The sequence below is a fragment of the Micromonospora sp. R311 genome (assembly GCF_056780015.1).
In genome coordinates this window covers 109,277-127,033 of the sequence record NZ_JBSWCE010000025.1, presented here as the reverse complement: position 1 = coordinate 127,033, position 17,757 = coordinate 109,277, and the positions used below count along the sequence as shown (strand labels likewise).

The following is a 17,757-nucleotide window of genomic DNA, read 5'->3' as shown; positions in this document are numbered from 1 at the left end:
TCAAACCCGGCATCTCATGCTCGGCGAGCCGGATCTCCTTACGCCCGAACTCGGCGAGCGACAGATCCGCCACCTTGAAGTCCCGGCCCGGGGCGGGACCGGTCGGGTCGGCGGCAACGGTCAGCGGTTGTGTCGTGGTCATGAACTCTCCGAATCGGACGGCGGACACGCAACGGTGCTCCACCGTAACGCCGAGCCTTCCCGCCGGTCGTCCGGCGAAATTCCGCGCTTGAACACCCCTACGGCAGCAGTTCCCGCACCGCCGCCAGCTCCCGCAGCGGGTCGACGCCGACCGGCGCGAGCTGGAGCATGGTGACGCCGGCCGCCGCGTACGCCGCCACCCGCTCGCGGACGTGACCGGGCGAACCGATGAGACAGACCGCCTCCAGCAGCTCGGCCGGCACGGCGGCGGCCGCCTCCGCCTTCCGCCCGGACAGGTAGAGCTCCTGGATCCGGTCCGCCTCGGCCGGGTAGCCGTACCGGGACACCAGGTCGTGGTAGAAGTTGCGGCCGCGGGCGCCCATCCCGCCGACATAGAGGGCGATCCACCGGCGGGCGTGCGCGAACGCCGCGGTCAGGTCGGTGCCGATGGCGAACGGGCCGCCGGCGACCACCTCCAGCGGGCCGAGTTCGGCCGGCCGCCGCGCGGCGCCGGCGGCCAGCGCCTCGCCCCACACCCGCGCCGCCTGTTCGGGGAGGAAGAGCGCCGGCAGCCAGCCGTCGGCGACCTCGGCGGTCATCCGCACGTTCGCCGGGCCGAGCGACGCCACGTAGATCGGGATCCGCTCCCGGACCGGGCGGGTCAGCATCTTCAGCGGCCGGCCCAGCCCGGTGCCCTGCTCCGGCGGGAGCGGCAGCCGGTAGTGGCCGTCGTGGCGCAGCGTCTCCCGGCGCCACGCCCGCCGGCACAGCTCGACGACCTCCCGGGTACGCCCCACCGGGTGGTCGTAGGCGACGCCGTGCCAGCCCTCCACCACCTGCGGTCCGGAGGCGCCGATGCCGAGCAGCGCGCGGCCGCCGGAGAGGGCGTCCAGCCCGGCGGCGGTCTGCGCGAGCAGCGCCGGGGTACGGGTGTAGATCGGCAGGATCGCGGAGCCGAGGCCGACCCGTCGGGTCCGGGCGGCCAGGAAACCCAGCACGGTGACCGCGTCGAAGCCGTACGCCTCGGGCACCCAGAGCACGTCCACCCCGGCCTGCTCCCACTCGGCCGCCCGCTCGACGGTGGCCCGCACGTCGCCGGCGTAGGGCAGGATGACACTGAGCCGCATGGGACCCCCTCGGGTGGCGGACGCGGCGCGGGCGCGGCGCCGGGGGCCCGCACCGCCGGTCGCGCCACCATCGCCGCCGGGTGGCGACGCCGTCAACCGCCGGTCGACCGGTCAGCCCCCGGGGCACCGGTCGGACAGGGCGTAGCGCACCAGCACCACGTCGCCGATCTGGCGCACCTCCGCCACCCGGGCACGACAACCCGGATGCCACGGGAACCGGCCGTCGCCGGCGAACCGCGGCGCGCGGCAGTCCCCGACGAAGAAGGGCGCGACCACCAGGTGCAGCTCGTCGGCGAGCGCGGCGGTGAGGAACTGCCGGTGCACGCTCGCGCCGCCCTCCACCATCAGCCGGCGTACGCCCCGGGCGGCCAGGTCGGCCAGCGTCCACGCCAGGTCGACCGGCTCGCCCGCGTCCACCACGTCGGCGAGCGCGCCGAGCCGGTGCCGGGTCTTCTCCACCGCGGCGCTGGCACAGTAGACGATCCGGTCGGTCTCGCCGACGGTGAAGAACCGGCCGGCCGGGTCGAGGTCACCGGTCGCGGTCAGGGTGACCCGGGTCGGCGACGCGGGCAGGCCCCGGTCGACGCGGGCCGACCGGCGCTGCGCCGAACGCACCAGCAGCCGGGGGTCGTCCCGCCGGACGGTGCCGGCGCCGACCAGGATCGCGTCGCAGCCGGCCCGGACCGCGTCGACCCGGTCCAGGTCCACCGCGTTGGACAGCAGCAGCCGCTGCTCCGTGGCGTCGTCGAGGTAGCCGTCGATCGACGTCGCGCAGCTGAGCAGGACGTACGGGCGCTCAGTCACGGACCAGCGGGAGGTCGAGGGCGTGCGCGCCGCGGCTGGCCTTGGCCGCCAGGTAGCCGGCGTTGGCCGGGGAGAGGTACACCCCGGTGGCGACCCGCCCGGCCACCGTCACGCCGTGCCGGCGTAACTGCGCGGCCTTGTCCGGGTTGTTGCTCAGCAGCGCGATCCGGGGCACGCCCAGGGCGGCCAGCATCTGCGCGGCGACGGTGTAGTCCCGCTCGTCCGGCCGGTGCCCGAGCGCCTCGTTCGCCTCGTAGGTGTCCAGCCCGGCGTCCTGCAGCGCGTAGGCGTCGAGCTTGGCGTACAGGCCGATACCCCGCCCCTCCTGGCGCAGGTAGAGCAGGAAGCCGCCGCGGTCGCTGATGCGTTCGGCCGCCTCCCGCAACTGGGGGCCGCAGTCGCAGCGCTGGCTGCCGAAGACGTCGCCGGTCAGGCACTCGCTGTGCGGGCGGACCAGCGGCGGCGCGTCGCCGGCGGCGCCACGGTCGCGGGCAGCCGTCCAGTCCCCCAGCCCGAGCGCCAGGTGCTCCCGGCCGTCGGCCAGGCCCTCGAAGGTGAACACCCGCGCGGCGGTGGCGTACCCGTCGGGGAACCGCAGCGGGACGGTGACCTGCGTACGGACGGTGGCGGGTGGCGGTGCGTCGGACATGGATCTCCTCATCGGACGGTGCCGGCGGGCACGCGGACACGTCGGGCCACCAGCACGGCGGCGCCGGGCAGGCTCGCGACGAGCACGAGCGCCCCGTACACCGTCGCGGTGGCGACCCCCTCGGCGGCGGTCAGGCCGGCGGCGCCGAACGCCCACGCGGCCACGCCCTCGCGTGGCCCGAAGCCGGCGACGTTGGCGGGGACCCCCATCGCCAGCAGGGCCAACAGGGTCAGCGGCGCCAGCAGGGTCAGCGGCGCGGTGGAGCCGGCGGTGCGCGCCGCGAGCAGGAACGTCGCCAGGTGCCCGGCCACCGCGACGGCGGAGGCGGTCAGGACGCCCAGCCAGGTCCGCCGGGCGAGCAGCCCGGCGCGGACGTCCGCCGCCGCGGTGCGCAGCGCCCGCGCCCACCTCGACGGGCCGGAGCGGGGCAGCGCGCGGGCCAGCAGCGCCGCGCCGAGCCCGGCCGCCACCGCCAGCCCGGTGACCGCCGGCAGGTACGGCCGCACCGGGGACGGGAAGGCCAGCAGCACCACCAGCGCGACCCCGGCGAGCACGGCCTGGCCGGCGACGCGTTCCCAGACCACCGCGCGGATTCCCCGGCCGACGTCGCCGACGTCCCGCCCGTGCCGTACCGCCCGGTGCACGTCGCCGAGCACCCCGCCGGGCAGGGTCGCGTTGAGGAACACCGCGCGGTAGACGTGCGCCACCGCGGTGCGCAGCGGCAGCCGCACCCCGAGCCCGCCGGCGACCAGGCTCCACCGCCAGGCGCAGCAGACCGTGGTGAGCACGCCGATGCCGAGCGCCGCCGCCAGCGCGCGGGCGTCGATCAGCCGCAGTCCGGCCAGGAACGGGCCGGTGCCCAGCCAGCCGAGCAGGACGGCGAGCACGCCCAGGCCGCCGAGGGTGCGCGCCCAGGCCCAGCCCGACCGTCCCGGCCGCGCCGATGCGGCGCCGTCCGTCTCCGCCCCCACCCGAGCCCTCCCCGCACGACGATCTTCCTGCTGGTAGGCACGTGCCGGCGGGCCCGCCGGTTCAATCACCGCCGGCCAGCAGGTCGCTGTGCCGGACCACCACGCCGAGCCGGCCGGCCGCCGCGTCGGCCAGCCGGCGCCGGGCGTACGCCACGGCCGGGCCGGCCAGCTCCGGCCGCTGCTCGCAGGCCGCCTCCAGCCACCCGGTGAACCACTCTGCGGCCAGCTCGGCCTGGTCCGGGCCGAGCCGCCACGGGCTGGGTCGCACGTCGACGCCGACGCCACGCCGGGCGAACGCGGCGACGGTGGCCTCCACGGCGTCCGGGCCGAGCAGGGCACGGCCGGCCACGGTGCGGCGCTGGTGGTCGTTGAACGCCGCGGCGACCTCCCCGTCCAGCGGATCGGCCGGAGTCAGCTCCACCCGCCCGGTCACCGAGATCATGAAAAGCACCGGGCAGCCGGCGCCGGCGCACGCCCCGACCAACCGGTCGAGCTCGTCGGCGGTGAGCATGTCGAGCAGCGCGGAGGCGACCACCAGCGAGGTGCCGGCGAGGTCGGCGGCGGTCAGCCGGGTCAGGTCGCCCTGCCGGGTGCGGACCGTGACCGGCGTGCCGTCGGCGGCGACCACGCCGGCCGTCCCGGCGGCCGCCCGGCGCAGCAGGTCCGCGTCGCCGTCGTGCAGCACCCACCGCTGCGGCCCGGGCAGCCGCGGGGCCAGCCACCGCCCCACGGAGCCGGTACCCGCGCCGAGGTCGTGCACCACCAGCGGCCCGCCGCCGGCCAGCCGGCCGCGAACCCGGTCCACCAGCTCCACCGAGCGGGCCGCGGCGTCGGCGGCCTCCCGCAGCGCGAGCCACCGCGCGAAGTCCGGGGGCAGGGAAACCGTCATGGCGCCATCGCCTCCTTCAGCACCTTCGCGGTCAGCGTCGCGGTGAGCGTCCAGTCGTCGAGGGTGTCCCGCCGGGCGCGGGCCGCCGCGCGCAGCCGGTCGCGCAGCGGCGGGTCGCCGAGCCAGCGGCGCAGCGCGCCGGCCAGCGCCGCCGGGTCGTCCGGCGCCACCAGCAACCCGGGCGGGGTTCCGTCGGGCGCCCGGCCGAGCGCCTCCGGCAGCCCGCCGGCCGCCGTGGCCAGCACCGGGATCCCGCGCGCCAGGGCCTCGGTGACCACCATCCCGTACGTCTCGCCGCGCGAGGCCAGCACCAGCAGGTCGGCGCCGGCGTACCCGGCGGCGAGCCGCTCGCCGGCCAGCGGGCCGACCAGTCGCACCCGGTCGGCGAGGCGGTGCGCGTCGATCCGCCGGCGCAGCCCCGCGACGAAGTCCGGGTCCCGGTCCAGCGGGCCCGCGCAGACGCAGGTCCACGGCGCGGCGACCCCCGCCAGGGCCTCCACCAGCACGTCGTGTCCCTTGTGCGGGGTGACCGCGGCGACGCAGAGCAGCGCCGAGCCGGCGGCGGTGCCGGAGGCCGGCGGCGCCGGGTCCACCCCGGGCGGGGCGACGTGCACCCGGTCGGCCGGCAGCGGGTACGCCGCCAGCAGCCGGCGGCGGGTCCACTCGCTGGTGGTGACCACCGCCGCCGCGGCGGCCAGCGCCGCCGCCTCCGCGTCCCCGCCCAGTGGCAGGTGCACCAGCACCACCAGGCGCAGCCGGCGGGCCTGCGGGGCCAGCACCTCGGGCACGGCCGAGGCGACCAGCCCGTCGAGGAGCACCAGCGCGCCGTCGGGCAGCGCGGCGAGCCGCCCGGCGAGCCCGGCCCGGTCCGCCGGCGCCGGGTGGGGCCAGCCGCCCGGCACGGCGTGCTCCCGCACCGACCAGCCGGCGGCGGCGAGCCCCTGGCAGAGCCGGCGGTCGTAGCGGTTGCCGCCGCTCGGCCCGAGCGGGTCGTCGATGTCGTTCGGCAGCACCACGTGCACGGTGGCCATCACGTGCCCCCTTCCGTTCGCGACTGCGGGGCTCGCAAGCTCACTCCTCGCGCTCACAGCGGCGCCCTTCGTTCGCGACTGCGGGGCTCGCAAGCTCACTCCTCGCGCTCACAGCGGCGCCCTTCGTTCGCGACTGCGGGGCTCGCAAGCTCACTCCTCGCGCTCACAGCGGCGCCCTTCGTTCGCGACTGCGGGGCTCGCAAGCTCACTCCTCGCGCTCACAGCGACCGTTCGTAGCTGGCCCAGGCGACGTGCGACTCGTGCAGGGTCACCGTGATGCCGGCCAGCCCGCGCGCGCCCGGGCCCAGGTCGCCGGCGCGCACCCGGTCGGCGAGCCGGTCGGCGACCGCCCGGGCCAGCACCTCGGTGGTGGTGTTCACGCCGGCGAAGGCGGGCTCGTCGTCGAGGTTGCGGTAGGTCAGCTCGCCGAGGACGGCCTTGAGCTGCTCGGTGGCGAGGCCGATGTCGACCACGATCCCGTCGGCGTCGAGGTCGGCCCGGCGGAACGTGGCGTCGACCACGAAGGTCGCGCCGTGCAGCCGCTGCGCGGGGCCGAAGACCTCCCCCCGGAAACTGTGGGCGATCATCATGTGGTCCCGGACGGTGACGCTGAACACGGATCACTTCCCGTCGTAGCTGATCAGATGGCACAGGGCGGGCAGGCTGCCGGCGGTCAGTCGGGGCAGCACGTCGGGCAGCTCGGCGAAGGGCGACTCGCCGGTGACCAGCGTGTCGAACACGGGATCGGCGAGCAGTTCCAGGGCGAGCCCGAGCCGGTCGGCGAAGGTGCGTCTGCCGCGGCGGGCCGGCGCCACCGCGCCCACCTGGCTGCCCCGGACGGTCAACCGGCCGGAGTGGAACGCTCCGCCGAGCGCCACCTGCACCGGGCGGTCGCCGTACCAGCTGAGCTCGACCACCGTGCCCTCCGGGGCGAGCAGGTCCAGCGCGCGTTGCAGGCCGGCGCCGGTGGCGCTGGCGTGCACCACGAGGTCCCGGCCGCCGGCCGCCCGCTCCGGCGTGGCGAACTCCACGCCCAGCGCCGCGGCCACCGCGGCGCGGGCAGGGTCGACGTCGACGAGTTCCACCCGGACGCCGGGAAACCGGGCCAGCAGGGCGGCCACGCAGCACCCCACCATGCCGCCGCCCACCACGCTGACCCGGTCGCCGAGCAGCGGCGGCGCGTCCCAGAGCGCGTTGACCGCGGTCTCCACCGTGCCGGCCAGCACCGCCCGGGCGGGCGGCACCGCGTCGGGCACCGGCACCACCGCGTCGGCCGGGACGACGTACGCGGTCTGGTGGGGGTACAGGCAGAAGACGGTCCGGCCGAGCAGCTCGGCCGGGCCCCGCTCGACCACGCCGACGTTGAGGTAGCCGTACTTCACCGGGCCGGGGAAGTCGCCCTCCTGGAACGGGGCGCGCATCGCGGCGTACTGGCCGGCCGGCACGCGACCGGCGAAGACCAGGGTCTCGGTGCCCCGGCTGACCCCGGAGTAACGGGTGCGGACCAGGACCTCGTCCGGGCCGGGCGCGGGCAGCGACACCGGCCGGATCTCGCCCCGGCCCGGCGCGCGGAGCCAGAAGGCGTGGGCCTCGCGGGTCACCGGCATCTCCTCACCCGACCGAACCGAACGGCCGGTTTTTCCGTGTACCCCGTCAGGGGTTGTCGATCATAGACACGGAGGCACGGTGCCCACGGTTCGAACTGGTCCGGTGATCGGGCTGATCGTCCAGATTGTCCTGCTCGCCGGTCTCGCCGGAACGGTCGGCCTCGGCGCCGCGGGCTGGCTGGCCGGGCTCGCGTACGCGGCGCTCGGCTGCGCCGTGCTGAGCCGGGGGTTGACCCCGGCGGCCGGGCTGGGCCCGGCGGACCGGGTGACGCTGGCCCGGGCGGTCCTGGTCGGCGGGGTCACGGCGTTCGTGGCCGACGCCGCCGGCCGGCCGACGCCGGTCGGGCTGCTGGTCGGGTTGACCGCCGTGGCGTTGCTGCTGGACGCGGTGGACGGGCGGGTGGCCCGGCGCACCGGCACGGCGAGCGCGTTCGGGGCGCGCTTCGACATGGAGGTCGACGCGTTCCTCATCCTGGTGCTCAGCCTGTACGTGGCGCCGTCGGCCGGCGGTTGGGTGCTCGCCATCGGCGGGATGCGCTACGCCTTCGTCGCCGCGGCCCGGGTGCTGCCCTGGATGCGCCGGCCGCTGCCGGCGCGCTACTGGCGCAAGGTGGTCGCCGCGCTCCAGGGGGTCCTGCTGCTGGTCGCCGCGTCCGGGGCGTTGCCGCGGTCGCTGACCGTGGTGGTGCTCGCGGTGGCGCTGGCGCTGCTGGTGGAGTCCTTCGGCCACGACGTCGGGTGGCTGTGGCGGCACCGCCCGGTCCGGCCGGTCGAGCCGCGCCGGGTCGGCGTCGGCGGGGCCCGGCCGGCGCTGCCCGCCGGCCGGGCGGCGCCGCCGGCCGGCCGGCGCCCCGGCGGCGAGCCGGCCGGTGGCCGGGACCGGCCGGTAGCCCCGCCCGTGTTGTCGCTGCGCTGAATCCGGGAGCCGAGATGTCGACCCGCACCCCACCCCGCCCACCGTCGACCGACCCGGACGGGTCCGGAACACCGCCGCACCGGATCGGACGGTCGGCGTCGGACCCCGCCGGGGAGAACCCTCCGCCGACCGGCTCACCCGGCCCGCGCACCCCCGCCGGGGACGGCGGCCGGCGCGGCCGGACCGTGGCGGCCCGGGTGACCACCGCGCTGGCCGCTCTGCTCGTGCTGGCCGCGCTCACCGCGCCCAGCCGACCCGGGCAGCTCACCCCCGGCGCGTTCCTGCGCATCCCGCTGGAGGGGCTCCTGGTGGCCGCCGTGCTGCTCGCCCTGCCGGGCCGGCCGCGGCGGGTGGTGGCCGCCCTGGCCGGGGCGCTGCTCGGCCTGCTGACCGTGCTGAGGCTCGCCGACCTGGGCTTCCGCTCGGCGCTGGGCCGCCCGTTCGACCTGGTGCTCGACTGGGCGCTGCTCGACGACGCGGTCGGCTTCCTCACCGACTCGTTCGGCCGGGCCGGCGGCACCGGCGCGGTCGTCGGGGCGCTGGTGCTGGTGGTGGCGCTGCTGGTGACCCTCACCGCGGCGGCGCTGCGACTGGCCGGGCTGGCGGCCCGGCACCACCTCGGGGCGCGGCGGGTGGTCGCCGCGCTGGTGGCGCTCTGGGTGGTCGCCGCGGCCACCGGGGTGCGGATCGCGCCCGGGGTGCCGGTCGCCGACGCCGACGCCACCGCCCTGGTGGCCGACCACACCCGGCAGGCGCAGGCGCGGCTGCGCGACCGGGCGGCGTTCGCCGCGCAGGTGGGCGCCGACCGGTTCCGGGAAACACCCGGCGAGGAGCTGCTCACCGCGTTGCGCGGCAAGGACGTGATCGTCGCCTTCGTGGAGAGCTACGGGCGGGACGCGGTCGAGGATCCGGAGTACGCGCGGATCGGCGAGGTGCTGGACGCCGGCACCGAGCGACTGCGCGCCGCCGGTTTCCAGGCCCGCAGCGGCTTCCTCACCTCGCCCACGATCGGGGGCGGCAGCTGGCTGGCCCACGACACGCTGCTCTCCGGGCTGTGGATCGACAACGAGCAGCGCCACCGCAGCCTGCTGGCCAGCGACCGGCTCACCCTCGGTGGCGCGTTCCGGCGGGCCGGTTGGGACACCCTGGGAGTGATGCCGGCCGCCACCCAGCCCTGGCCGGAGGGCGCCTTCTTCGGCTACGACCGGTACTACGACGCCGCGGACCTCGGCTACCGGGGACCGAAGTTCAGCTACGCCCCGATGCCCGACCAGTACACGCTGGCCACCTTCCAACGCCGGGAGCGGGACGTCGCCGACCGCCCGCCACTGATGGCCGAGATCCCGCTGATCTCCAGCCACTCCCCCTGGACCCGGATCCCGCAGGTGATCGACTGGAACGCCGTCGGCGACGGCAGCGTCTACCGCGACGCCGCCATCACCAACCCGAAGTCGCAGCCCCGCGCCGGCTACCGCAAGGCGGTCGAGTACTCGGTGCGCACCTTGATCTCCTATCTGGAGACCTACGGGGACGAGAACCTGGTGCTGGTCTTCCTCGGCGACCACCAGCCCGCTCCGGTGGTCACCGGCGAGGACGCCAGCCGGGACGTGCCGGTCAGCATCGTCGCCGGCGACCCGGCGGTGCTGGACCGCGTCGCCGGCTGGGGGTGGCAGGACGGCCTGCGACCGGGGCCCGACGCGCCGGTCTGGCCGATGGACGCCTTCCGCGACCGGTTCCTGACCGCCTTCGGTCCCGGTGCCCCGGCCGCCCGCGCCCAGGGCCGGTGACCCCGCAGCGGCGGAGGTCGCCGGCGGCCGGGTCGAGACGGACGCGCATGCCCTCGCGCGTCCCGCGCATGGCCACCGGGGACGACCCGACGTTGGATGGAGGGCATGACGATCAACCAGCAGACCGTGCTCGTGCTCGGCGGCACCGGCAAGACCGGTCGCCGCGTCGCCGACCGCCTCACCGCGCTCGGCCGGCCGGTCCGGCTCGGCTCCCGGACCGGCACGCCCCCCTTCGACTGGGCCGACCGGGCGACCTGGCCGGACGCGCTGGCCGGGGTCGGCGCGGTGTACCTGTCGTACCAGCCGGACCTGGCCGTGCCCGGCGCGGTGGAGACCGTGCAGGCGTTCACCCGGCTGGCGGTGGCCGGCGGGGTGGAGCGGGTGGTGCTGCTCTCCGGGCGGGGTGAGCCCGAGGCCGAGCAGGCCGAGCGGGCGGTGCGGCAGGTCGTCGACGCGGCCGGCGGCCGGTGGACGGTGGTGCGGGCGAGCTGGTTCCTGCAGAACTTCAGCGAGGGCGCGTTCGCCGACGACGTGCGCCGGGGCGAGCTGGTGCTGCCGGTCGACGGGGTGACCGAGCCGTTCGTCGACGCGGACGACGTCGCGGACGTCGCCGTCGCCGCGCTGACCGGGGACGGGCACGCCGGCGAGGTGTACGAGGTGACCGGCCCCCGGCTGCTGACGTTCGCCGGGGTGGTCGCCGAGATCGCCGCCGCGGCCGGCCGCCCGGTCCGGTTCACCCCGGCCCCCGCGACGGAGTACACCGAGGCGCTGCACCGGTCCGGCGCCCCGGCCGACGTGGTGGCGCTGCTGACGTACCTGTTCACCGAGGTCCTCGACGGGCGCAACGCCAGCCTGGCCGACGGCGTGGAGCGGGCGCTGGGCCGACCGCCCCGCGACGTCGGCGAGTGGGCGCGTACGGCCGCCGCGACCGGCGTGTGGGGAGCCTGAGATGACCGTCCTGCGTACCCTCGTCCTGCTCGCCGCCACGGTGTCCACCGGCCTGATGGCCGGCCTGTTCGCGGCGTTCGCCTACGCGGTGATGCCCGGCCTGGCCCGGGCGGACGACCGGACCCTGGTCCTCGCCATGCAGCGGATCAACGAGTCGATCCTCAACGGCTGGTTCCTGGTCAGCTTCCTCGGCGCGCTGGTGTTCACCGCGCTGGCGGCGGCGCTGCACCTCGGCGGGGCGCACCGGGCCCTGCTGCCGTGGATCCTCGCGGCGCTGCTGCTCTACCTGGTGGTGCTGGTCGTCACCGGCCGGGTCAACGTGCCGCTGAACAACGAGCTGCTCGCCGCCGGTGACCCGGACCGGGTGGCGGACCTGGCCGCCGTGCGGGACCGCTTCAACGCCAGCTGGGTGCGCTGGAACCTGGTCCGCGCGGTCGCCTCGACCGCCGCGTTCGTCCTGCTCAGCTGGGTTCTGGTGGGGCACGGCCGGCTCACCGGCTGACCGGTGCAGGGGGCTGGCTGCCGGCCCCCCGCGCCGGTCAGCGGGCAGCGATGAGATGGGTGTAGTCGGCGGCGCTGAGCGGCTGCTCGGCCAGCGACCCGTCCGCCCGCGGGACGCCGAGCGGCTGCCCGCGGCGCAGGAACGAGACCGTCGCCACGTCGGCCCGGGCGGTCAGGGTGCAGACCAGCTGCCCGAAGGCGAGCACCTCGTCGCTGCGGCCCGCCCCGTCGTCGACCGCGTCGACCTCGACGTCGGCGCGGGTGCCGGTGATCCGGACGGAGGCGTTGGCGACCGCCCCGGGCAGCGAACTGGTCAGGCCCCGGTCCCGTTCGGCGGCGCTCGGCCCGGCGAGCAGGTGGGCCAGCTGGGCCTCGGGCGACGGTACCGCGTCCAGCCGCCGCTCCACCGGCACCAGGCGGTCGTCCCGGACGAAGCAGAGCACCTCGGCGACCCGTCCCGCCGGGGAGGTCGCCTCGCCGGTCGCCGCCGACGGGAACGGGCCGTGCGGCGCCGGCACGGTGCGTGGCGCGTCCTCGGCCGGCACGCCGCACCCGGCGAGCACGAGGACCAGCGCGGCCAGCCCGGTCCCCGTCGCCCTGGCCGGTCGACGCCGCACCGCGGTGGGCACTCTCATCGGACCGACTCCGGCAGTTCGACGCGGAACCGGGCCCCGCCGCCGGGCCGGTCCCCGACCTCGGCCCGGCCGCCGTGGGCGGCGGCGTGCTGGGCGACGAGGGCCAGCCCGAGGCCGGTGCCGTCGCCACCGGCGCGGGCGTGGGCGGCCCGGGCCCGGACGAACCGGTCGAAAACCGCCTCCCGGTCGGCGACCGGCACGCCCGGCCCCTCGTCGTCGACCTCGACGATGCCCGTCCCGCCCCGCCGGGCGAGGCGCACCGCGACCGGCCCACCCCCGTACCGCACCGCGTTGTCGAGCAGGTTGACCAGGATCTGCTCGACCCGGCGCCGGTCCACCCACCAGGTCGTCGCGGCGCCCGGGGCGACCTGGACCAGCGCGGCCGGCAGTGACCGGGACCGGCAGGCCTCGCGGGCCAGCGCCGCCACGTCCACCGGCGCCAGCTCGGCCGGCCGGTCGCTGCGGGCCAGCTCGATCAGGTCGTTGACCAGCTGCTGGAAGCGGGCGACCTCGTCGGCCACCAGACCGGCGGCCAGCGCGGTCCGCTCGTCGAGCTGCTCACGGCGGTTGGCCAGCACGCTCGCCGCGGCGGACAGCGTCTGCAACGGCGAGCGCAGCTCGTGGCTGACGTCGGCGGCGAACCGGCGGTCCCGTTCGATCCGCCGGGCGAGCTGGTCGACCATGTGGTTGAAGGAGGTGGAGAGCCGGGTCAGGTCCGGGTCGGTGGTCGGGGCCAGCCGGGCGGTGACGTTGCCCGCCGCGATCTTCTCGGCGGCGTCGGCGACCGCGGTGAGCGGCCGCAGGCTGTGCCGGGTGGCGTACCAGCCGACGGCGGCGCCGGACCCGCCGACCATGATGGCCACCGCGGTGAGCGCCAGCGCGAGGACCTGGAGCGTCTCCTCCAGCTCCCGCAGCGAGGTCACCTCGTAGTAGCCGGCCGCCTCGGCCAGCGGCACGCCGACCAGCAGGGCCGGCTGGCCGTCGATCCGGACCCGCTGCACCGCCGGTTCCCCGCCCCGCACCAGGCGTTGCAGCTCGCCGGGGACGGCGGCGGTCAGCCCGTCGTCGGCGCTGCGCAGATACCACTGGTCGTCGCGGTGCAGCAGCGGGCGGCGGTTGCCGCCGGTGTCCAGCGACCGCAGCACCTCCACCACGTCCGGTGCGTCGGTGTCCAGCCCCGCCCGCACCACGGCCGCGTCGAAGTACGCCGCCCGCAGCGCGGTGCGTTCCCGCTCGTCCAGCAGGGACCGCCGGGTCAGCTCGTACGACACCAGGGCCATCGACGCGGCCAGCAGCAGCGCGCCGACGGCGAAGCCGGCGGTGACCCGGGCCCGCAGGCCGAGCCGCCTCATCGCTGCAGCTTGTAGCCGAGCCCGCGCAGCGTCACCAGGTGGCGCGGGTTGGCCGGGTCGCTCTCGATCTTCTGGCGCAGCCGGCCGACGTGCACGTCGACGAGCCGCTCGTCACCGGTGTCGTAGCCCCACACCCGGCTCAGCAACTGCTGCCGGGACAGCACCCGCCCGGCGTGCTCGGCCAGCTCGCAGAGCAGCCGGAACTCGGTGCGGGTGACCGGCACCGGCTGCCCGGCGCGGCGCACCTCACCCGCCTCCGGGCTGATCTCCAGCTCGCCGAAGGTGAGCACGGACACCGCCGGGGTGGCGGAGCGGGCCCGCCGGCGCAGGGCGCGCAGCCGCGCCGACAGCTCCTTGATCGCGATCGGCTTGACCACGTAGTCGTCGGCGCCCGCCTCCAGCGCCGCGACGATGTCGTGGGTGTCGTCGCGGGCGCTGACCACCACGATCGGCACGTCGTCGTCGCGGCGCAGCTGCCGGATGCACTCAAATCCGTCTAAACCCGGCAGCATCAGGTCGACCAGCACGTTGTCGGCCGGATCCCGGCGCTGCGCCCGGAGCCCCTCCTCCGCCGTAGCCGCCCCACGCGCGGTGTAACCCTCGTCCTCCAGGGCCAGCAGCAGCGCCAGGCGGATCCGGTCGTCGTCCTCGATCACCAGCACGCCCGTCATATCCGCATCATCCCCGGCGGCCCGCCGGCCGCCCAACCCTGGCCGGCATCGCCCGGATTTGTCACGCAACTGTCATGGAACCGCGCCACCAGCGCCAAGGGCGGCCGGGAGGGTGGGTGCCGGGTCGGACGGCGGGGAGGCGCGAGCGGTGACGGAACAGCAGGCGGGGTGGGCGGTGCCACTGATCGAGGTGGCCCTCAACACGGAGCTGGACCGGGCCGGCCTGCCGGTGACGGGCCTGGTCTTCGACCGGGTGCTGGCGCTCTCGCCCGGGCACGTGGTGGTGGATCTGGCCGGCTGCCGGCACGTCGACGCCGCCGGCATCGGGCTGCTGCTGGACGTGCACCGGCGGCTCGCCCGCCGGCAGGCGGTGCTGAGCCTGCGCGACCCCAACCCGCGGATCCGGCGCATCCTGCAGACCGCCCGGCTGGACCAGGTGCTGCCGCTGACCGATACCGGGCAACCGGACACGTCCGCGGACGCGCCACCCCCACCGACCGACATGCCACCCCCACCGGCCGGTCCGGCTCCCCCGCCGGCCGGCACGGCTTCCCCACCGGCCGGCACAGCCCCCCTGCCGGCCGGTGGGGCGGCCCGGTCCACCGGGCCCAACGGCCGCCCCTACGGCAGGGCGGCGGTCGCCTCGCCGTCGTGACCGCCCGCGGGCCGCGGGCCGAGTACCGAGGAGGACAGCATGACCGCGACCGGTCTCAGCACGGCGGTGGCCGTCGGCCTCGCCGTCGGGGCGCTGGGCCGGTTCGCCGCACCCGGCCGCCGGGAGGTGCCGGTCTGGCTGGCGCTGGTGGTCGGGGTGGTCACCGCGGTGCTCGGCACGGTGGTGGTCGGCCTCGCCGACGCCGGCGACCGCTTCGACCTGCTCGACCTCGTCGTGCAGGTCGGGTCGGCCGCGGCCGGCGTCGCCCTGGTCGCCGCCACCACCGGGCGCGGGCGATCCGACCCGGCCTGACCCGGTTGTCGCGGCAGGGTCGTCCCCGCCGGCACGACGAACCGGCCGTCCGGCGGCCCGCCCGAGGGAGCGGGCGGACCGGCGGCGCGGCCCCGGCCGGCGACGCGAGGGCCACCGCGGCCCGAGGGAACGCGAGGAAGAGGACATGACCGTCGTACCCGACGAGAACCTGATGACGCTGATCTGCGACGCGTGCGGCGAGACCGTCCGGGCGACCGCCTGCGTGCTGCCGGACGCCGAGGTCGTCTGGACGCTGGTGTCCGAGCACGGCTGGAGTGGCTCGCCCTTCGCCACCGGCCCGCACCGCTGCCCGCGCTGCGAGCCGCTGCCGCCCGACCCGGCCGACCCGACGGGCGGGAGCCACCCCGGCTCGGTGCTGGGCATCGACTACCTGGAGGACGTCCCGGTGGTGAGCGTCACCGGCGACATCGACCTGGACGGCGGCGACGCGCTCCGCGCGGCCCTGCGCTCGGCGGTGGAGGTATCCGGGCACGTGGTGGTCGACCTGACCCGGGTCGACCTGATCGACTCCACCGGGCTCGGGCTGCTCGTCCGCGCCCACCGGGACGCCCGCGAGCGCGGGGTGGTGCTGTGCCTCGCGGCGCCGTCCCGCTACATCCGCACGGTGCTGCACACGATGCGCCTGGACGGCCTCTTCCCGGTCTTCGACAGCGTCGAGGAGGCGGCGGCCGGGGTGTCCGGGACACCCCGCCGCTCTCCCGACGGGCCCGACCCGGGGTCGGCCCGGCGCCCGGAGGCCGCCGCCCGGGCCGGGTGACTCGCCCGGTCGCGGTGCCGCTCGCCCGGCCGGTCACGCCGGTGGCTGGTCGACCGGGCAGGCGTACGCCGAGCGGCCACCCAGCTCCCACACCCGCACCGGCGCGCCGCAGCGCCGGCACGCCTGCCGCTTGTACACCCACCGTGCATCCGGCGCCGCCGGGTCGCTGACCACCTGGCCGGCGTCCCGGCCCAGGGCCAGGTGCCGCACCGCGAGGTCCCACAGCCGCCGCGCCGTCTCCGGCCCGACGCCCCGGGTGTCCGGATCGACGCCGGCGAGGAAGAGCAGCTCGGCCCGCCAGGCGTTGCCGATGCCCGCCCAGACCGCCTGGTCGAGCACCGCCGCGCCGACCGCGCCCCGGACGGCGGCCAGCCGGCGCACCGCCTCCGCCGGGTCGGCGTCGGCCCGCAGCGGGTCCGGCCCGAGCGAGTCGCGCAGCGCCCGCTCGCCGGCGGCCGGGAGCGGCTCGCACCGGATCGGGGCGATCAGGTCGTACGCGACGGCGGCGCCGGTCAGCCGCAGCCGCACCCCGGCGCGCGGGGCGGCGGTCGGGTCGTCGTACCGCAGGAACAGCCCGCGCAGGCCGAGGTGCACGTGCAGGGTCGGGCTGCCGTCCAGGTGGTAGAGCAGGTGCTTGCCGTACGCCTCCACCGCGCGCAGCCGCCGCCCGTCGTAGGGGCCGGGGTCGAAGCGGCCCTGCGGGCTGGAGACCGCGAGCACCTGCCCGGCGAGCGCGGTGTGCTGCTCGCGGGCGTAGCGGTGGATCAGGTGCCCCTCGGGCACGTCAGCGGCCTCGGCGGGACACGGCGGGCATGGTGGCGGATACCCGGCGCGCCCGGCCGGAAACGTCGTCACGGGCGGGAAGAAGGGCGGTCGGTCCGCAGTTGTACCGGTTCGTGACCGACGTCGCCGCGCAGTCCCGGCTGCTCGACATCCGGCGGATCTTCGTGGAGCCGGAGGCCGCCGCGCTCCCGCGCGGCCAGCAGGTGCTGGCCCGCTTCCCCGAGGCCGAGCGGATCGAGATCGACAGCCACACCCGCATCCCGGAGCTGTACGGCGACGAGACGAACGTGACCCGCTGGGTGCGGATCAAGACCGAGACCCTCGTGCTCGGGGTGAAGAAGTCGCTCACCGCCCGGCCGAACGGCCGCTCCAGCGACTTCATCGCCCCCTCCACCGCCAACGGCTGCGCCATGGCGTGCGCCTACTGCTACGTCCCGCGGCGCAAGGGCTACAGCAATCCCGTCACGGTCTTCGCCAACATCGAGCGGATCACCGGCTACCTGACCCGGCACGTGGCCCGGCAGGGCGTGAAGGACACCCCGAACCAGTGCGACCCGCACGCGTGGGTGTACGACATCGGCGAGAACTCGGACTGCTCCCTGGACGCCCGGGTCAGCGACAACGTCCGGGACCTGGTCACCTGCTTCCGCGACCTGCCCACCGCGAAGGCCAGCTTCGCCACCAAGCACGTCAACCGGGACCTGCTGGACTGGGACCCGCGCGGGCGTACCCGGATCCGGTTCTCGCTGATGCCCGCCCGGGACGCCAGGCTGCTCGACATCCGCACGTCCCCGATCGCCGAGCGGATCGCCGCCATCGACGACTTCGTCGCCGCCGGCTACGAGGTGCACGTCAACCTCAGCCCGGTGGTGGTACGCGACGGCTGGCTCGACGACTGGGTGGAGCTGCTCGACCAGCTCGACGCCGGGATCGGGCCCCGGGCCCGGGCGCAGCTCGCCGCCGAGGTCGTCTTCCTCACCCACAACGACCGGCTGCACGAGGTCAACCTCGGCTGGCACCCGAAGGCCGAGGAACTGCTCTGGCGCCCGGAGCTCCAGCAGCCCAAGCGCTCGCAGACCGGCGGCTGGAACGTGCGCTACCGCACCGGCGACAAGGGCCGCTACGTCGCCGCGCTGACCGGGCTGATCGCGGCCCGGACGCCGTACTGCCGGATCCGGTACGCCTTCTAGCCGGCCCGGC

Annotated in this window: 19 protein-coding genes and 2 pseudogenes; 8 read left to right on the top strand and 13 right to left on the bottom strand. The window is 76.7% G+C overall.

Features of this window, described 5'->3' with window-relative positions; genetic code table 11:
- The 9 genes from AC1WTP_RS21850 to AC1WTP_RS21810 form a co-directional block, all read right to left on the bottom strand.
- Positions 1-142: adenosylhomocysteinase (locus AC1WTP_RS21850; RefSeq protein ID WP_481651125.1), on the bottom strand; the 142-nt coding region annotated here is incomplete at its 3' end.
- A gap of 97 nt (positions 143-239) precedes the next feature.
- Positions 240-1,268, bottom strand: coding sequence for an LLM class F420-dependent oxidoreductase (locus AC1WTP_RS21845; RefSeq protein ID WP_481651119.1), 1,029 nt, complete (start codon positions 1,266-1,268; stop codon positions 240-242).
- 111 nt (positions 1,269-1,379) lie between these two features.
- Entirely contained in the window at positions 1,380-2,072 is a 693-nt protein-coding gene (locus AC1WTP_RS21840) for a RibD family protein (RefSeq protein ID WP_481651118.1), read from the bottom strand.
- Positions 2,065-2,721 (bottom strand): GTP cyclohydrolase II, encoded by a 657-nt coding sequence (locus AC1WTP_RS21835; RefSeq protein ID WP_481651117.1) that lies wholly within the window; start codon positions 2,719-2,721, stop codon positions 2,065-2,067. The genes AC1WTP_RS21840 and AC1WTP_RS21835 overlap by 8 nt, the downstream gene beginning before the upstream one ends.
- An 8-nt stretch (positions 2,722-2,729) precedes the next feature.
- The gene (locus tag AC1WTP_RS21830; RefSeq protein WP_481651116.1) at positions 2,730-3,692 is read right to left on the bottom strand and encodes a lysylphosphatidylglycerol synthase transmembrane domain-containing protein; all 963 of its coding nucleotides are present in this window, start codon (positions 3,690-3,692) and stop codon (positions 2,730-2,732) included.
- A gap of 61 nt (positions 3,693-3,753) precedes the next feature.
- A complete protein-coding gene (locus AC1WTP_RS21825) occupies positions 3,754-4,581 on the bottom strand; it encodes an SAM-dependent methyltransferase (RefSeq protein ID WP_481651115.1) in 828 nt (275 codons plus the stop codon).
- Positions 4,578-5,612, bottom strand: a complete 1,035-nt coding sequence (locus tag AC1WTP_RS21820; protein WP_481651114.1) for a glycosyltransferase family 4 protein — start codon at positions 5,610-5,612, stop codon at positions 4,578-4,580. Before AC1WTP_RS21820 ends, AC1WTP_RS21825 begins: the two co-directional genes overlap by 4 nt.
- Positions 5,613-5,830: 218 nt before the next feature.
- On the bottom strand, positions 5,831-6,229 hold the full coding sequence (locus AC1WTP_RS21815; protein ID WP_481651113.1) for a 6-pyruvoyl trahydropterin synthase family protein: 399 nt from the start codon (positions 6,227-6,229) through the stop codon (positions 5,831-5,833).
- A 3-nt stretch (positions 6,230-6,232) separates the two neighbouring features.
- A complete protein-coding gene (locus tag AC1WTP_RS21810) occupies positions 6,233-7,213 on the bottom strand; it encodes a zinc-dependent alcohol dehydrogenase (RefSeq protein ID WP_481651112.1) in 981 nt (326 codons plus the stop codon).
- An 85-nt stretch (positions 7,214-7,298) separates the two neighbouring features.
- Here AC1WTP_RS21810 and AC1WTP_RS21805 point away from each other — a divergent pair.
- From AC1WTP_RS21805 to AC1WTP_RS21790, 4 genes and pseudogenes are all read left to right on the top strand, one after another.
- A pseudogene (locus AC1WTP_RS21805) lies at positions 7,299-7,991 on the top strand (CDP-alcohol phosphatidyltransferase family protein); the annotation flags it as partial.
- 158 nt (positions 7,992-8,149) lie between these two features.
- On the top strand, positions 8,150-9,922 hold the full coding sequence (locus tag AC1WTP_RS21800) for a sulfatase-like hydrolase/transferase (RefSeq protein ID WP_481651111.1): 1,773 nt from the start codon (positions 8,150-8,152) through the stop codon (positions 9,920-9,922).
- A gap of 105 nt (positions 9,923-10,027) precedes the next feature.
- Positions 10,028-10,870: a Rossmann-fold NAD(P)-binding domain-containing protein gene (locus AC1WTP_RS21795; RefSeq protein ID WP_481651110.1), complete on the top strand. Its 843-nt coding sequence runs from the start codon at positions 10,028-10,030 to the stop codon at positions 10,868-10,870.
- Position 10,871: 1 nt separating this feature from the next.
- A complete protein-coding gene (locus AC1WTP_RS21790) occupies positions 10,872-11,372 on the top strand; it encodes an anthrone oxygenase family protein (protein WP_481651109.1) in 501 nt (166 codons plus the stop codon).
- A 37-nt stretch (positions 11,373-11,409) separates the two neighbouring features.
- On the opposite strand, the gene AC1WTP_RS21785 is transcribed toward AC1WTP_RS21790, so the two are convergent.
- From AC1WTP_RS21785 to AC1WTP_RS21775, 3 genes are read right to left on the bottom strand one after another with little or no spacing between them, the layout of a single operon-like run.
- Positions 11,410-12,006, bottom strand: coding sequence for a GerMN domain-containing protein (locus AC1WTP_RS21785; protein WP_481651108.1), 597 nt, complete (start codon positions 12,004-12,006; stop codon positions 11,410-11,412).
- On the bottom strand, positions 12,003-13,358 hold the full coding sequence (locus AC1WTP_RS21780) for a sensor histidine kinase (protein WP_481651107.1): 1,356 nt from the start codon (positions 13,356-13,358) through the stop codon (positions 12,003-12,005). Before AC1WTP_RS21780 ends, AC1WTP_RS21785 begins: the two co-directional genes overlap by 4 nt.
- On the bottom strand, positions 13,355-14,029 hold the full coding sequence (locus AC1WTP_RS21775) for a response regulator transcription factor (RefSeq protein ID WP_481651106.1): 675 nt from the start codon (positions 14,027-14,029) through the stop codon (positions 13,355-13,357). The genes AC1WTP_RS21780 and AC1WTP_RS21775 overlap by 4 nt, the downstream gene beginning before the upstream one ends.
- Positions 14,030-14,177: 148 nt before the next feature.
- Here AC1WTP_RS21775 and AC1WTP_RS21770 point away from each other — a divergent pair, with 148 nt between their 5' ends.
- From AC1WTP_RS21770 to AC1WTP_RS21760, 3 genes and pseudogenes are all read left to right on the top strand, one after another.
- Positions 14,178-14,684, top strand: a complete 507-nt coding sequence (locus AC1WTP_RS21770) for an STAS domain-containing protein (RefSeq protein WP_481651105.1) — start codon at positions 14,178-14,180, stop codon at positions 14,682-14,684.
- 39 nt (positions 14,685-14,723) lie between these two features.
- On the top strand, positions 14,724-14,996 hold the full coding sequence (locus tag AC1WTP_RS21765; protein ID WP_481651104.1) for a GlsB/YeaQ/YmgE family stress response membrane protein: 273 nt from the start codon (positions 14,724-14,726) through the stop codon (positions 14,994-14,996).
- Positions 14,997-15,141: 145 nt separating this feature from the next.
- Positions 15,142-15,660, top strand: a pseudogene (locus AC1WTP_RS21760) (STAS domain-containing protein); the annotation flags it as partial.
- A gap of 147 nt (positions 15,661-15,807) precedes the next feature.
- Here the strand turns inward: AC1WTP_RS21760 and AC1WTP_RS21755 are convergent.
- A complete protein-coding gene (locus tag AC1WTP_RS21755; RefSeq protein WP_481651103.1) occupies positions 15,808-16,629 on the bottom strand; it encodes a DNA-formamidopyrimidine glycosylase family protein in 822 nt (273 codons plus the stop codon).
- Positions 16,630-16,670: 41 nt separating this feature from the next.
- Here AC1WTP_RS21755 and AC1WTP_RS21750 point away from each other — a divergent pair, with 41 nt between their 5' ends.
- Positions 16,671-17,747, top strand: a complete 1,077-nt coding sequence (locus tag AC1WTP_RS21750) for a spore photoproduct lyase family protein (RefSeq protein WP_481651102.1) — start codon at positions 16,671-16,673, stop codon at positions 17,745-17,747.
- The last annotated feature ends 10 nt before the right edge of the window (positions 17,748-17,757 follow it).

Excerpts from the sequence above, each read along its gene's own strand:
- AC1WTP_RS21845 (WP_481651119.1), bottom strand. The coding sequence starts at position 1,268 with ATGCGGCTCAGTGTCATCCTGCCCTACGCCGGCGACGTGCGGGCCACC.
- AC1WTP_RS21835 (WP_481651117.1), bottom strand. The coding sequence starts at position 2,721 with ATGTCCGACGCACCGCCACCCGCCACCGTCCGTACGCAGGTCACCGTC.
- AC1WTP_RS21825 (WP_481651115.1), bottom strand. The coding sequence starts at position 4,581 with ATGACGGTTTCCCTGCCCCCGGACTTCGCGCGGTGGCTCGCGCTGCGG.
- AC1WTP_RS21820 (WP_481651114.1), bottom strand. The coding sequence starts at position 5,612 with ATGGCCACCGTGCACGTGGTGCTGCCGAACGACATCGACGACCCGCTC.
- AC1WTP_RS21800 (WP_481651111.1), top strand. The coding sequence starts at position 8,150 with ATGTCGACCCGCACCCCACCCCGCCCACCGTCGACCGACCCGGACGGG.
- AC1WTP_RS21795 (WP_481651110.1), top strand. The coding sequence starts at position 10,028 with ATGACGATCAACCAGCAGACCGTGCTCGTGCTCGGCGGCACCGGCAAG.
- AC1WTP_RS21790 (WP_481651109.1), top strand. The coding sequence starts at position 10,872 with ATGACCGTCCTGCGTACCCTCGTCCTGCTCGCCGCCACGGTGTCCACC.
- AC1WTP_RS21785 (WP_481651108.1), bottom strand. The coding sequence starts at position 12,006 with ATGAGAGTGCCCACCGCGGTGCGGCGTCGACCGGCCAGGGCGACGGGG.
- AC1WTP_RS21780 (WP_481651107.1), bottom strand. The coding sequence starts at position 13,358 with ATGAGGCGGCTCGGCCTGCGGGCCCGGGTCACCGCCGGCTTCGCCGTC.
- AC1WTP_RS21775 (WP_481651106.1), bottom strand. The coding sequence starts at position 14,029 with ATGACGGGCGTGCTGGTGATCGAGGACGACGACCGGATCCGCCTGGCG.
- AC1WTP_RS21765 (WP_481651104.1), top strand. The coding sequence starts at position 14,724 with ATGACCGCGACCGGTCTCAGCACGGCGGTGGCCGTCGGCCTCGCCGTC.